At 42.2% G+C, this 13,877-nt stretch carries 11 protein-coding genes; 4 read left to right on the top strand and 7 right to left on the bottom strand.

Annotated elements, in window-relative coordinates:
* Positions 1 to 812: 812 nt before the first annotated feature.
* Positions 813 to 2,828, bottom strand: coding sequence for an amidohydrolase family protein (locus tag F9Y84_RS03840; RefSeq protein ID WP_147390768.1), 2,016 nt, complete (start codon positions 2,826 to 2,828; stop codon positions 813 to 815).
* A 461-nt stretch (positions 2,829 to 3,289) separates the two neighbouring features.
* On the opposite strand from F9Y84_RS03840, the gene F9Y84_RS03835 reads away from it, so the two are divergent.
* The 4 genes from F9Y84_RS03835 to F9Y84_RS03820 all read left to right on the top strand — a co-directional run bounded on the left by F9Y84_RS03835 (position 3,290) and on the right by F9Y84_RS03820 (position 7,275).
* On the top strand, positions 3,290 to 5,764 hold the full coding sequence (locus F9Y84_RS03835) for an EAL domain-containing protein (protein WP_147390767.1): 2,475 nt from the start codon (positions 3,290 to 3,292) through the stop codon (positions 5,762 to 5,764).
* Between the two features lie 72 nt (positions 5,765 to 5,836).
* The gene (zur, locus tag F9Y84_RS03830; protein ID WP_125250995.1) at positions 5,837 to 6,271 is read left to right on the top strand and encodes a zinc uptake transcriptional repressor Zur; all 435 of its coding nucleotides are present in this window, start codon (positions 5,837 to 5,839) and stop codon (positions 6,269 to 6,271) included.
* Positions 6,272 to 6,350: 79 nt separating this feature from the next.
* A complete protein-coding gene (locus F9Y84_RS03825) occupies positions 6,351 to 6,824 on the top strand; it encodes a chemotaxis protein CheX (protein ID WP_125250994.1) in 474 nt (157 codons plus the stop codon).
* Between the two features lie 22 nt (positions 6,825 to 6,846).
* Positions 6,847 to 7,275 (top strand): secondary thiamine-phosphate synthase enzyme YjbQ, encoded by a 429-nt coding sequence (locus F9Y84_RS03820; protein WP_125250993.1) that lies wholly within the window; start codon positions 6,847 to 6,849, stop codon positions 7,273 to 7,275.
* A gap of 32 nt (positions 7,276 to 7,307) precedes the next feature.
* On the opposite strand, the gene alr is transcribed toward F9Y84_RS03820, so the two are convergent.
* The 6 genes from alr to F9Y84_RS03790 form a co-directional block, all read right to left on the bottom strand.
* A complete protein-coding gene (gene alr / locus F9Y84_RS03815; protein WP_128732449.1) occupies positions 7,308 to 8,387 on the bottom strand; it encodes an alanine racemase in 1,080 nt (359 codons plus the stop codon).
* 19 nt (positions 8,388 to 8,406) lie between these two features.
* Complete coding sequence (gene dnaB / locus F9Y84_RS03810; protein WP_125250991.1) at positions 8,407 to 9,786, bottom strand: replicative DNA helicase; 1,380 nt, start codon at positions 9,784 to 9,786, stop codon at positions 8,407 to 8,409.
* Positions 9,787 to 9,909: 123 nt separating this feature from the next.
* Positions 9,910 to 10,848 carry a DUF4097 family beta strand repeat-containing protein gene (locus tag F9Y84_RS03805; RefSeq protein WP_147390766.1) on the bottom strand — a complete coding sequence of 313 codons (939 nt, stop codon included), beginning with the start codon at positions 10,846 to 10,848 and terminating at the stop codon, positions 9,910 to 9,912.
* A 10-nt stretch (positions 10,849 to 10,858) separates the two neighbouring features.
* Positions 10,859 to 11,338, bottom strand: coding sequence for a hypothetical protein (locus F9Y84_RS03800; RefSeq protein WP_147390765.1), 480 nt, complete (start codon positions 11,336 to 11,338; stop codon positions 10,859 to 10,861).
* Complete coding sequence (locus F9Y84_RS03795) at positions 11,331 to 11,882, bottom strand: RNA polymerase sigma factor (protein ID WP_125250988.1); 552 nt, start codon at positions 11,880 to 11,882, stop codon at positions 11,331 to 11,333. Before F9Y84_RS03795 ends, F9Y84_RS03800 begins: the two co-directional genes overlap by 8 nt.
* 258 nt (positions 11,883 to 12,140) lie before the next feature.
* Complete coding sequence (locus tag F9Y84_RS03790; protein WP_147390764.1) at positions 12,141 to 13,874, bottom strand: DUF7305 domain-containing protein; 1,734 nt, start codon at positions 13,872 to 13,874, stop codon at positions 12,141 to 12,143.
* Between the last annotated feature and the right edge of the window lie 3 nt (positions 13,875 to 13,877).

Here is a 13,877-nt window from a genome sequence, read left to right as displayed (position 1 = left end):
TGGGGTATATTTATAAAGGTTAACTAACCGCTAAAACCGCGAGCCAAGTTAATCAACAGCACCTTTTGCTATTTGCTTGCAGCACAACAACATCGCTGTAATTACTCACTGTCATTTTAACACACCAATATGGCAACTTTTTTACTACTAGTAGCAAGAAAGAGTGACGACTTCAGAGAATCAAATAGAGTTTAAAAATGAGACCTTTCAACAGCAGGTAAAACAAACACAACGAGAAAACGACTGCGGTTTCACACCAACTACGAGTGATCAGTAAAAAAGGCTAGCACAAGAAACTGATAAATAAAGCAATATATTAACAAAAAAGTAAATTTATTCATTACACTAGATTACACTCAGTTAATTTTAAGATTTTTGTATGACATATTTAAAGGCTATTGCGCTTTGAGCTTTATTTTTGCAATAGAAAAGTCTATCAAACACTCAACTAGGATTACTCAGCGGTCAGTCGCACGTTATAGCTAAAGCGTATTAAGAGGAACTAACAGAAGGATTAACGGACACCATTTAGTCGTAACACTTGTTCAAATTGAGGCATAAATAAAAAAGACCAGCGCATATTTTTGTACTGGCCTTGGTTTATTTAGTCGTTGGGTTATACCAATTATCTTAATTAAGTGGTCTATTTTGAGGCGAGAAAATCTTGTCGATAACACCGCTTCCGCGTCCTGCTCACGCCGAGGTACCTACGTCCTGTAGGCAAGGCAAAAATTTTGCTATTTAGTTATTCTAAATAAGAAATTTTTAACGCTGTTAGCCTCAGATTTACTCCTTCAAATTGGTATTACTATCTACTTTAGTGAGGGCGCGCTAGTAAATGGCTTCACTCCAATCGCTCGGTAGATTTCAGCAGGTTTAAAGGCTTGCTCGCCTTTGATCACCAAGGCTGCCTTTTGCAATGCTGTAATGTCCTTGAGTGGATCGCCGTCCACCAACACTAAATCAGCTACTTTACCTTTGGCAATAGAGCCTGTTTGATGTGCAACCCCCATCAATTTAGCGCTCTCGATACTGGCCATATTCAGCACCTCCGCAGCTGGGATCCCCGCATCAACATAAAGCTCTAGTTCTCGGATCAGGGTAAAACCAGCTATGTTATCGGTACCAGGTACCATAGGCACACCGGCATCATAGAGTTTTTTCAGCATTTTCTGCATCGCTTCGCCTGACTCCTGATAACTGAGTTTAAACTGCTCATCAACATGCATCTCAGCCCCTTTCAAGCCGCGAGCAAATGCAATTGGCATATGCTCGGAGATAGCGGCAAATTCAGGATTGACTTTTTGATCTTCTGACATCAATAAACTTCTAAATGTCGATACCGTCGGATCAACAACCACCTTCTTATCACTGAGTAGCTTAATGAACGCATTCATCTCTGGGCTATCTAGTGATAAGCCTGAAGCCTGCTCTCCCATTAGTGAAAAGCGTTTTTGTGTTCTGGTGTCGACTTCTTCACCAGCTAAAAAGTTAAGGAAAAGCATATTGATATGCTGGATTTCATCATATCCATTTGCAATTGCTTGCTCAGCTGTCATAAAGGCGGGAACATGGCCACTAAGCCTTAATCCTCGGCTATGTGCTCGCTCAGAAATAGGCTTCACCCAACTTGGATCTATTGAAGAGTACAGTTTGACTTGAACATAACCATTGTCTGCGAAAAAGTCGACGGTATCCAGTGCCTCTTGCAAAGACTTAACGCTCAACCCCGCTGAGTTTTCACTGTATTTATCCATAAAACCCGCACGATATACACGAGACCCTAATACTTGGTTAGTATTAAAGAGCGCTTCAATCTCCATAATATTGTCGTGCTCATTACCCATATCTCTAACACTGGTCACGCCGTTGGCAATATTAAGGATGCCGTTTTCTTTTGATAAATGACCGTGCATATCCCAAAGCCCTGGGATCAAAGTCTTTCCTTTGCCATCAATACTAGCCACCCCTTTTGGCTTCTTAATATGATTAGCGACTTCTACAATTTTGCCATCTTGGATCAATACATCTTGTTTTTTCAGCAGCTTTTTTTGTTCACTATCAAACACCGCAACATTTTCGATGAAAAGCTCAGGAACTTGGTGCGTCAGTTTCTTAGCAAGATTTTCAAGGTGCTGCTGTTCAGCTTGCTTTTGGATGGTCTCAAGCTGCTCAAACTGTGCTTTACTAAAACCATCACGTAATACATACATTGCTCCCCAAGTTTGTGCAAAATAATTACCATCATCGTCGTACCAAGCAAAGTTTGGTGTAAGACTAAGACCACTGGTCACTAATAAGTGCACAGTTTGCTCTCCAAGTTTGAGTGTTTTTAACTTCTCAATCAACATTTTACCTTGGGGGTATACATCTAATTCATATTGATTGTTTTTAAGCACGTAACGCATTGTGGCGTTGTCTAGTGCTAGATGGAGATTAGATGGCACGTAAAAATCTAACGTTGCATCAGCTTTGATACCGGATTCATTGACACTTTTCCACTGCGCAATTCCACGGTTATAACTAAATGTCTCATCAATTTTTGAGCCAAATGCAGAACGCCCTTGAAGACTGAGCTTGATAGGTAAGCCTTGCTCATTCAGTGTGAGATTTTCATCGATTAAGATACGGCGGTTATTCCAACCAAATTCAATTTTTGCTTTGTAGTTTTGGTCATCGATTTTTTCTTGTGTAAGCGTTCCCGCCAATCCTTTTTCCGAGTAAACGTTATTCGTGATAGTTTCAGCCAGTGCTGCCCAGCTTTGTGCTGCAAGCGCACTTGCCACTAGCAGTGATAAGGTACGTTTTTTTATTATAGTTTTTGTCATTTTATTATTCCTGAATTTCCGTTTGCTATTATTCTGCTCTATTTTGGGGTAGAGTTCTGACCCTCATGTTACCCCCACACTCGCTAAAATCAAAGCATGAGAACTGTTACAATTCATGTGTAATTACAGAGAACTACGCATTTATTTGCTCTTACTTTAGCCACCTTTTATAGTCATGACGACTTTATCCCCCTCTCCTTGATAGGCTTCTTGAAAAATGATTTTAGTTTTGGTTTCGCGCCTAATTCTGAAGAGCCAGTTGCTATAATTATTACTGAAATGTGATACAGCCTTGAGTTAGTGAACTACACTATCTTTGATTGTTGACGATTCATCAATCAGCATAAAAATAAGCTAGAGTGTAGCTTTTAAAGCTCACCTGAAAGCCACACAGACATAACACCTGTTTGGCTTGGCTACGGTAGAGGATTACTCGCATTAGACGTTTCAGAACGAGACATATGAATAACAAAGTTATTGCCATTAACTTAAAACAGACTCTGACTTGGGGTACCGTACTCTGTGGCTTGCTGATCTCCTCTCTTATTATTGCTTATTCTTACGTAAGCCAAAGAGATATGTTGCTTAGTACATACCAAACACAACTCACACATAGCATGAGGCATTTAGGTAAACATCTATCTACTGAATTTGCCAAGGGCAATATCAGTCAGGTTAGCTTAACCCTTGAGGATTACTACTCAGATGATAAATATGCAGCCCTCTTTATAATTAAAAATGACTTGGTAATGAAACTGGATCCACAGTCAGAAGCTGGTTTTAACTTATTTACTCGCGTCATCAAGGAACACAATGTGACGTCTGCGTTAGACACGCATGACCTTATTACTGTGTATATTCCCGCAAAGCAGTATTTTGTTACCGTTATTCCCGTGTCTCCCACCCTCCCAGTTAGTGATTCTGACGATGTGATCAGACTGGTTGCACTTTATGATGTCAGCCAGATCTACACTTCTCTAAAACAGCAATTTACCGCCAAAGCAGTTATACTCATTGCGTTTTTGGTGTTGTTAACCGCAGGTTTATTAAGCTTTACCCATTACTTTATTCATAGACCAATCAAAAGGCTGATTGATGTTGGACACGACCTTTCAACCAAATCACTCACCAGCCGTGTGCAGATAACTGGGCAAGGTGAGTTTGCAGTACTTGCTGAGCAACTGAATAAAACCGCGCAAACACTGGAGCAAAACTGGCAACAACAACTGCAAACCAACCAAGAACTGGCGCGTCGCCATGCACTGATGACAAGCGTCTTCCATGCCTTACCTGACTTGTTTTTTATTATCAATTCGGATAGCACTATTGTTGAGTGTCACACTGGTAAAAAAGATGATCTGTATCTTTCACCAGAACAGTTCATTCACAAAAAGATGGCTGATGTTTTACCTCATCATGCTGCTCGACAGTTTAACCAAGCAATAAATTCTGCAACTCAACAGCATCAGTTAACACAAATAGAATATCCATTGACTATTGACGGTCAGAACAAGCTATTTGAAGCGCGGCTTTCTCCAATCCCAAACAGCGAGCAGCTCGTTATTGTAGTTCGTGACATTACCGAAAAGAAAAAGCAAGAAGAAGTCATTTTACATCATGCCTTTTATGACTCACTCACAGATCTCCCAAATCGTTTTTTAGCCATGGAGCGATTAACGCAACAGCTGTCTACGGCACAGCGCAGTGAAGCACTGGCTGTTGTATTTTTTATAGACTTAGATGACTTTAAACGGATCAATGACACCCTAGGTCATGAAATCGGAGATCAAGTTCTCGTCGCAGCAGGAGAAAGGTTTACCCTCTCAATACGGGAGCAGGATACTGTTGCTCGGCTGGGAGGTGATGAGTTTATTATATTGATGAATGGTTTTGATCATGTCTCTGATATTACGTGTGTCGCCGATATGCTGGTTAAGTTGTTTCATGAACCCATTGAGCTCAATGATAGAGATTTTAATATTTCCATCAGTATTGGCGTTGCTGTCTATCCTCTAGATGCTGACACTCCAGCTGAATTGCTTAGTTGTGCAGACACCGCGATGTACAATGCAAAAAAAAATGGTCGGAATGGCTATTGTTTTTACAACCAAGAAATGAGCCTGAAGCTATCACGACAAATTGCCATAGAAGAAGCACTAAGAATCGCACTAGCAGAGGATGAGCTCGAAGTTTTTTACCAGCCTCAATTTAACATTAATAATGGTGAAATATTCGGTGCAGAGGCGCTGTTACGTTGGCATAGTAAAACCCTCGGCTCGGTATCTCCTGCGGAATTTATCCCGATTGCCGAACAAAATGGGCTCATCATAGATATTGGTTTATTCGTACTGGCAACGACTATACAACAGGTTAATCAGTGGCAAAAGAGTTTACAGGCGAACCTAAAAGTGGCTATTAACCTCTCGCCTAGGCAGTTCAAAGACCCAAATTTAATTCAAAAAATAGCCCTCCTTGTTGATGATCGGTCTATAGCCAGTCACGATATTGAATTAGAAATAACCGAAGGAGTGCTTATTTCTGGACAGGCACAAGTAAAACAAGCATTGGATCAGCTTCATGAACTCGGGTTTAAACTTGCTCTTGATGATTTTGGCACCGGCTACTCTTCTCTTAATTACCTGCGTCATTATCCGTTTGATGTACTTAAAATAGATCAAAGCTTTATTGCTGATATGCTCGTCTCAACAGAGTCGCAGGCATTGGTCACTACTATTATTAACATGGCGCATAGCCTATCAATGAAAGTCGTTGCAGAGGGAGTTGAAACGTCAACACAACTAAAAATATTGCAACAATTGGCATGCGATTTTGGACAAGGTTACTTAGTTAGTAAACCATTAACGGCACAGCAATTTGAAGCTTTTTTTCGCACCCAAAATACCAACAAAAAAGTCATCGCACATTCTCGGTTATAATTTATCAGGGCAAAGACAAGACTAATAAAAATAATATGTTAGTATTGCAAGGCAGTGTAAGGATTTGAAATCATGAATATAGAGTTACTAGTTAGCAAAGCCAAGCAAGTATGTGATAACCGTGGTGCACGTTTTACCCCAATTAGAGAGAAAGTGTTTCGACTACTAGCCTCAAAGCAAGGTGGTGTAGGTGCTTATGATCTCCTTGAAGAGCTAAAGCTGACAGAGCCCGCAGCAAAGCCTGCAACCGTCTATCGCGCACTGGATTTCCTTTCTGAGTTGGGCTTTATCCATAAAATCGAAAGTACCAATGCGTTTATGCTTTGCCATCATTTCGACCATATGCACCCCGTGCAATTACTGATCTGTGACAGCTGTGGAAACGTTCAAGAGTTACACTCTAATACGATTTCTCATGAACTAAACAACCTAGCAGCTGAAACGGGGTTTATAGTCACCGAGCAGACCATAGAAGCTCATGGCCGTTGCGAAAATTGTAAAGATTAAGTGCAGTGGAGTAAAAAAACACTACACTTAATAAAAACAGCAACACAAATTTATTTAAAATGCGTAAGGGAAAATCCATATGAATGTAGAATTCATCAACCCCTTTTTATCATCTCTTATCAATGTATTAGCTACTATGGCACAAACTGAGCTAACCCCTGGTAAGCCAAAAGTCAAAAAAGATGAGGTAGCACAGGGTGATGTCTCGGGTGTAATTGGTATGGTTGGCCCACAAACAAAAGGCTCATTTTCCATCACATTTGAAGAAAACCTAGCATTGACTATTATGGAGCGGATGCTTGGTGAACGACCTGATTCAATAAACGAAGACGTCACTGATATGGTTGGCGAAATCACCAATATGGTTACAGGCGGTGCCAAAAATTTACTTGGCGAAAAGGGTTATGAGTTTGATATGGCAACCCCTATTGTTGTTTCTGGTGCAGGGCATACTATCACCCATAAGTGTGATGGCCCTAAACTCATTATGCCTTTTACCTCTGCTGATGGGAATGCCAATATTGAAGTCAGCTTCGATAAGCTCGCTCAGTGACGAAAAGATGTTTCTGTAGTCTATGAGTTGGATCCAAAAACAAATAACTCTAAAGCCTCGTAATCGAGGCTTCCATTTAATTGATGATGAAATCATCAGCCAGCTACCAGAATTACATCATTATGAGGTGGGGTTGCTGCATCTATTTATTCAGCATACCTCAGCCAGCCTGACGGTGAACGAAAATGCAGATCCTACAGTGCGTATGGACATGGAGAGCCACTTTAATCACTTTGTACCGCAGAAACAGAGTTATTATCGCCATGACTACGAAGGTGATGACGACATGCCGGCACATATTAAGTCGAGTACCTTAGGTTGCGAAGTGACGCTCCCAATTTATCAAGGTTGTTTGCGGTTAGGTACTTGGCAGGGTATCTATTTAGGGGAACATCGCGACTACGGTGGTGCAAGACGCATCGTAGCGACATTACAGGGGCAAAGGAGTTAAAACCCAGTTTAACTCCTACTCTTCAATATCGCTTAGGTGATATATTCATAACTGACTCTGGGCGTGACATTACAGAGTAATTCATAAGCGATAGTATCCGCACATTGTGCAATTTCTTCCACCGGTAAGTGAGGCCCCCACATCTCGACTTCATCCCCGACAGCAATATCATCTAAGTTGTTACCGATATTCACACTGATCATATCCATAGATACAGAGCCGACAATACCGTAACGTTTATTTCTGATCACCACAGGTGTACCTTGCTTTGCATGACGAGGATAACCATCTCCGTAGCCCATTCCTATTACTGCAAGGTAGGTATCCTGCTCACTTTGCCAACGTCCACCGTAGCCTACTGCCTGATGGGCTTTAACGCGCTTAATCGCGATAACTTTGGTGGTCAATCGCATCACGGGTTGTAAACCATGTTGGTTACCAACGCAATCTAGCATCGGAGATACGCCATAAAGCATAAGTCCTGGACGGATCCAGTTCCCGTGAGAGCTGGGCCAACCAATTATACCAGCTGAGTTTGCCAAGCATAGTGGCGCGCTGTTACCAGACACTAACGTATCAAACAGCGTTTGCTGCTCTTGTGTTTTACTATCTTTTGTATCATCAGCACAGGCAAAATGCGTCATGAGATGGATTTGTTCGGCCACATTTTTAGAGCGTTTAAGACGAGAGTAAAAGTGTTCAAACTCTTCTGGCTCCACCCCTAAGCGGTGCATGCCAGTATCGATTTTTAGCCAGACCGTAAGCGGTGCATCTAGGTTTGCCTGCTCAATGGCTTCGAGCTGAGAAATGTCATGAACAATGGTTTGCAAGTTATTGGCTAGTAAAATAGGTAAATCTGAGGGATCAAAAAAACCCTCTAACAGCACAATTGGCTTTGTGATCCCACCCGTTCTCAGTGCTAACGCCTCGTCCACTCTAGCCACAGCAAAGGCATCTGCATCTTGGAGGTGCTGTGCTATTTTAACAAGTCCATGTCCATAAGCATTGGCTTTAAGTACAGCCATGACTTTACTGTTTGGTGCTAACTGTTGTGTTAACTTCAAGTTCTCTTTTAGCGCGGTTAAATTTATCTCAGCACTTGCTAATCGCATATTACTACTCAATTGAAGATTAATATTCGTCGTCTATTGCAGGGCCTGCATAGTTATCAAATCGAGAGTATTGACCTTGGAAAGTTAACCTAACCTTACCAATTGGACCGTTACGCTGCTTACCTATAATGATCTCCGCGGTTCCCTTGTCGGGACTATCGTCGTTGTAAACCTCATCGCGATAAATAAACATGATTAAGTCGGCATCCTGCTCGATGGAGCCAGATTCACGGAGGTCAGAGTTTACAGGGCGCTTGTCAGCACGCTGTTCTAGTGTACGGTTAAGCTGAGAGAGCGCAATAACTGGGCACTGGAGTTCTTTGGCAAGGGCTTTTAGTGAACGAGAGATCTCTGCAATTTCAAGTGTACGATTGTCAGATAAGCTAGGCACGCGCATAAGCTGGAGATAATCCACCATGATCATACTGATCCCACCATGATCGCGGGCAATACGTCTTGCTCTTGAGCGTACATCCGTGGGGGTAAGACCCGACGCATCATCAATATACATCTTGCCCTTTTCCATTAGCAGCCCCATGGTTGATGATAGACGAGCCCAATCATCATCATCTAATTGCCCTGTACGTACTTTGGTTTGGTTGATACGACCTAAAGAAGCAAGCATCCTCATCATGATTTGTTCTGAGGGCATCTCTAGCGAGTAGATCAGTACAGGTTTATCCTGCGTCATCGCAGCATGTTCAGCGAGGTTCATCGCAAATGTGGTTTTACCCATCGATGGACGCGCGGCAACGATAATAAGATCTGAAGGCTGCATACCCGCAGTCATCTTATCCAGATCACCATATCCAGTACTCACTCCTGTAACACCGTCTTGAGGAGACTGGTATAGCTCTTCAATTTTATCTACAGTTTTTTCTAAGATGTTATGAATGCTTTGTGGTCCCTCAGTGCTCTTGGTGCGCTGCTCAGCAATCTTGAACACCTTGCTTTCTGCTAAATCTAAGAGCTCGTGACTGTCACGTCCTTCAGGGTTGAAACCAGCCTCTGCGATTTCATTGGCTACCCCTATCATTTCACGTACTACCGCACGTTCACGTACGATACTCGCGTAGGCGTCGATATTTGCTGCACTGGGGGTATTTTTTGCAATTTCAGCAAGATAAGAAAAACCACCTATGGTTTCTAGCTGGTTGTTTTTCTCAAGGTTTTCAGAAATCGTGATTAAATCGATAGGTTGACCTAACTCTACCAACTTCTCCATAGCCTCAAAAATCAGTTTGTGGGTTCTGGTATAAAAGTCATGGGAAACCACCAATTCCGCAACACGGTCAAACGCTTCATTATCGAGCATCAAACCGCCCAACACGGACTGCTCGGCTTCAATTGAGTGCGGAGGAACTTTTAAGGTATCGACTTGTAGATCTGATTTAGCCATATCACAACATTGAAAAAGAGAAGGCCCTCTATTGTATCTGGTCTACTTACAAGTGCAAACCACAAAAGGCCAGAGTTTAGTTAAACTCTGGCCTTTTGTGGTGCTTGTATCCATCATGCGTGATTATTTTCGTTTTAATTCAATATTGCCACTGACAGTGTCGATTTCAACATCAGCATTACCACCGTTTAATACAAACTCAAGAGAGCTGGCTGGGCCATATTTGGCTTTTTTTGTCTCATCATCGCTTAATTCGTTGGTTATGCGTCCACCTGAATGAGCATTTATTTCAAATCGAGCTGACACATCACTCGGGAAATATAGTGCAATGTCTCCGCTCACACTCTCCATGTTAATTGCCGCATTATCTAAAAGCTTGTTGGTGTAGAGTTCAATCTCACCATTTACGGTCGATAAACGTAAATCTTTCAGCTCCGCCATTTTTAGCTCAACTTCACCATTTACGTTTTCTAGACGTAACTCCGTTGCTGTAGTTTGCGTTTTAATTTCACCGTTCACGGCGTTAAATCGCAGTTTCCCATTGGAAGCTACATCCTCAATATCACCATTTACTGTTTCAAACTGAATATTACCATTTAACTCTTGGCTATCTATGTCGCCATTTACAGTTTCTAGTGAGATCTTGCCGCTGATCTTATTGACTTTGATATTACCGTTCACTGTTTTGATACTGGCTCCTGCGGTTAACTCCGCCGCTTCGACATCAACAATAACACCTTCAAAATCAAGCTCGCTGGTACTCGGCATATAAATCGTTAAATTCGAGCCACCACCTGTTCCCCAGCTATTGTAGCGTTTTGGCATTTCTACGATAAACTCTGTGATCTCACCCGAGGTCTCTAACTTATAGCCTTCGGCCTTATCATCAAGCTTGCCGCTCACCTTAAACAGGTTTTTATCCCATGTTTTAATGATGACATCACCACGTTGGTTCTCAATAATAACTTTGCCGTTAGCAGGGATGGACAGTTCTTTATCGATAGATTCTCCAGCCAATACTAATGTTGGCAGTGCTGCAAGGCCAAAAATTAATGCTTTCATTTTAGTTCTCCTAAATTTGTTGCCAACGAGGTTCATGAACCTTATTAATTAAATCGAGTTGCTGTTGATAAACCTGAGCAAGCATATTTAGTAATGCAGCGTTTTCAGGGTCTTGCTTTAACGCAAGCTTTACAGCCAGCTCAGCTTGTTCAAGTTCTTGCAACTGAGTTTGCCAATCTGAGGTTAGGGCTGGTTGCGTCTCATACTGCACAAGCAAAGATTGTTTTTGCTGCTCAAAAAAAGCACTGATATTTGCCAATGAATCCTGCTTTGGTTGACTCATTATTACTTGCCAAGCAAGAAGACCCGCAAAAGTGCAAGCGGCAATACCAGAAAGCTTTTGCCAATTACTTTGTTTTGGCGACTGCACAGGCTGCGCTTGATTAATCGCGCGCTCAACACCTTGCCATAAATCGCGCTGCGGTGCTGGCTGCGACTGCTCATCATTCAGTGCGGTATGCATAAATTCATCAAATGATGGTTTAGTCATTGTTGTACCACTCCTGTAATAGATTTCTGGCTCTGTGATATTGCGATTTACTCGAACCTACAGCCATATTCAACATATTGGCAATTTCCTCGTGGCGATACCCTTCAACGGCATGTAATACAAAAACCAATCGCGCACGCTCAGGTAATCTCACAATCAGTTTGTCCAATCCGTTTAGCTCTCCAAGTTGCTCAGCACCTTGTTCATCAAGCCCCGATTGTTCAAAGCTCACCACCTTTTGAAACCAGTTTTTTTGCTTTCGAAGGTAGCTGATAGCAATATTACTCGCCACACTGTGGAGCCAGGTCGAAAATTGTGATTGCCCTTTAAATTGATCAATCTTTTGCCACACTTGCACAAAAACTTCCTGACAAGCATCTTCCGCGTGAGCAGGCTCAGCTAACAATCTCAGGCATAATGCATAAACTCGACGGTGGTGCTGTTCAAATAGCTCACGGAATGCACCTTGATCCCCCTGTTGACATCTAGCCACTAGCGCATCAGTTTGTTCTTGTGAAAATGCCGCTTTGGCATTAATTATCATGCGTTTGTTCCTTTGGGTTGATACCTTCATCTTCGCATATCACATGAAACAAACAAAGCCACCAACGCCCAATTACTCATTTCAGCTTTTTCTTTAATACCAAATTGCTTAACTAAACTTTCTATTTTGAGCAAGTATCAAGACTAATTGGTATAAGTACAGGTTTAGACGCAAGCTAAATGAGAAATGGTTTAAAGAAAGATAAAAAAATGTGCAACAACTCAAATAATACCAATTTGCTTATGCGAATGAATGGTATCAATTTGATGCTTCTTGATCTTCAACCTCATACGGTTTGTAGTGCCAGCCTTTGAAGATCAACTTCGGCTTTCCACCTGATGGTGGCTGCACACCAATTCCTGCATTTTTCAGTGCTTGGTCAAAGTGAATCCCTGTGCCGCCAGTACCAGTAATTGAAGCGCCTCGAACTGTCCCATAAAATTGTCCACTGCCATTTAGTAAGATAGTAGTCAAAGGCGAGTAAATTGCAGCGTACAAAGAAGAGGCCCCGCTAAACACAAATCCATTTGGCTCATCAAAAGAGGAGTAAACACTAAATACTGGTAATCCGCTCTCAGTCAACCCCTCTTGCTCTGCGACTACTTTTGCACTTGCACCAATTGACACTTTTCCCGTAGTAAAAACAGTGAGCGAGCTGCCTTTTTCGATCCAAATTTGGGTGTTCCCCGATAATGTCATGTCACCATCAACCAGCCAGATCACATCACCGCCTGAGACCTTTATTTGACCATCAGAACCAAGCTTTAAACTTTTAAATGGAAATGCTAGCTGAGTGCGTTCTGTTGCAGCTCCTAAGTTTTGATCGATGCCTTGAAATAAGTAAATTGCTTTTTCTTTGGCGACATAAACATGAGTGCCATTACGCTCATACACCGCCTGCTTTGGCTTAAAGTGTAAGATCTGTCGGGCGCCAACCTGTAAATCTGTATATTGATTATTAGGATCGATAATACTATTCATGTTGAACGGCAAAGCGAGCGGATCACATTCTTTATTGGGCTTAGCCGGATCATAATCTGGAGAATCTGGATCATAGACTTTTACCGGCTCAACCACTAAATCTTGCACCCTAAACCTAGGATCCGAGTAATGCACTCCATCTTGTAGCTGTAGCCCTGTATCTTTAAATTGACCACTACCGGCATACTGGATGTCAAAAGCATCCCCCTGCTGATTAAGTATCTCAGCGCCCCACTCCATTTGCGCATCTCCCATTGCGCGAACATAGCCAGTTATTTTTCCACCTCTATGTTTGAAAAAGCCACGGCTATAGACATTACCCTCAACTCGAATACCACTGGATGAAGGCGAAATATCCACCCCAGTATTCGATCTTACATCGCCAAGGATCGGGGATGAACCTTTTAAATAGACTATCCCGGATGCTTGCACATCACCTTTAATTGGCGAATGTCCAGACAGCACTACATCAGCATCACCAACTACAGTATGCACATCGCCATCGTTGCTTTTGGTTTCTTCGTAAGTGCCTTTTGATGAATCATAGCTGTCTACTGCGCCACTACCTGATAGGTTAACACCTTTACAGCCTGTTACCGCATTTTGAAAAATAGATGCCTTTGGGGCTGGCTGTAGCTCAAAGCGTGCAACTAATCTATGATTGGCATGTTCACCATAGCGTTGACCTAAACTTTCAACGCTGAACTCATTACCACTTGTGGTTACCGATATATTAAAACGCGAGTCATTGATGGCACCATCACCTGTTGTACTAACGCCAGCAACCAATTGAGCAACACTCGTCGGGTTATTTATTAATGACTGCTCCAATCGCTGGCGGTATTCTCTTATCCCCTGCTCAGCTACTAATCGGGCATTAATATCTTTTTGGAAATTACCGCTTAATCTCTCTTGTACAACACCTTCCTTGAGAGAAGCAAATACGACAACACTCGCCATGCCACCAAGCAGCATCACCTTTACTAGTGTAAAACCTTGTTGTTGTTTCATTGT

The organism is Pseudoalteromonas peptidolytica (genome assembly GCF_012641745.1).
GTDB lineage: Bacteria > Pseudomonadota > Gammaproteobacteria > Enterobacterales > Alteromonadaceae > Pseudoalteromonas > Pseudoalteromonas peptidolytica.
Note: the sequence above shows the minus strand (reverse complement) of the source record. Positions and strands in the feature narration are given on the sequence as shown.

Bases quoted from the DNA above. Each gene is read 5' to 3' on its own strand.
- F9Y84_RS03840 (WP_147390768.1), bottom strand. From the start codon at position 2,828: ATGACAAAAACTATAATAAAAAAACGTACCTTATCACTGCTAGTGGCA.
- F9Y84_RS03835 (WP_147390767.1), top strand. From the start codon at position 3,290: ATGAATAACAAAGTTATTGCCATTAACTTAAAACAGACTCTGACTTGG.
- zur (WP_125250995.1), top strand. From the start codon at position 5,837: ATGAATATAGAGTTACTAGTTAGCAAAGCCAAGCAAGTATGTGATAAC.
- F9Y84_RS03825 (WP_125250994.1), top strand. From the start codon at position 6,351: ATGAATGTAGAATTCATCAACCCCTTTTTATCATCTCTTATCAATGTA.
- F9Y84_RS03820 (WP_125250993.1), top strand. From the start codon at position 6,847: ATGAGTTGGATCCAAAAACAAATAACTCTAAAGCCTCGTAATCGAGGC.
- alr (WP_128732449.1), bottom strand. From the start codon at position 8,387: ATGCGATTAGCAAGTGCTGAGATAAATTTAACCGCGCTAAAAGAGAAC.
- dnaB (WP_125250991.1), bottom strand. From the start codon at position 9,786: ATGGCTAAATCAGATCTACAAGTCGATACCTTAAAAGTTCCTCCGCAC.
- F9Y84_RS03805 (WP_147390766.1), bottom strand. From the start codon at position 10,848: ATGAAAGCATTAATTTTTGGCCTTGCAGCACTGCCAACATTAGTATTG.
- F9Y84_RS03800 (WP_147390765.1), bottom strand. From the start codon at position 11,338: ATGACTAAACCATCATTTGATGAATTTATGCATACCGCACTGAATGAT.
- F9Y84_RS03795 (WP_125250988.1), bottom strand. From the start codon at position 11,882: ATGATAATTAATGCCAAAGCGGCATTTTCACAAGAACAAACTGATGCG.
- F9Y84_RS03790 (WP_147390764.1), bottom strand. From the start codon at position 13,874: ATGAAACAACAACAAGGTTTTACACTAGTAAAGGTGATGCTGCTTGGT.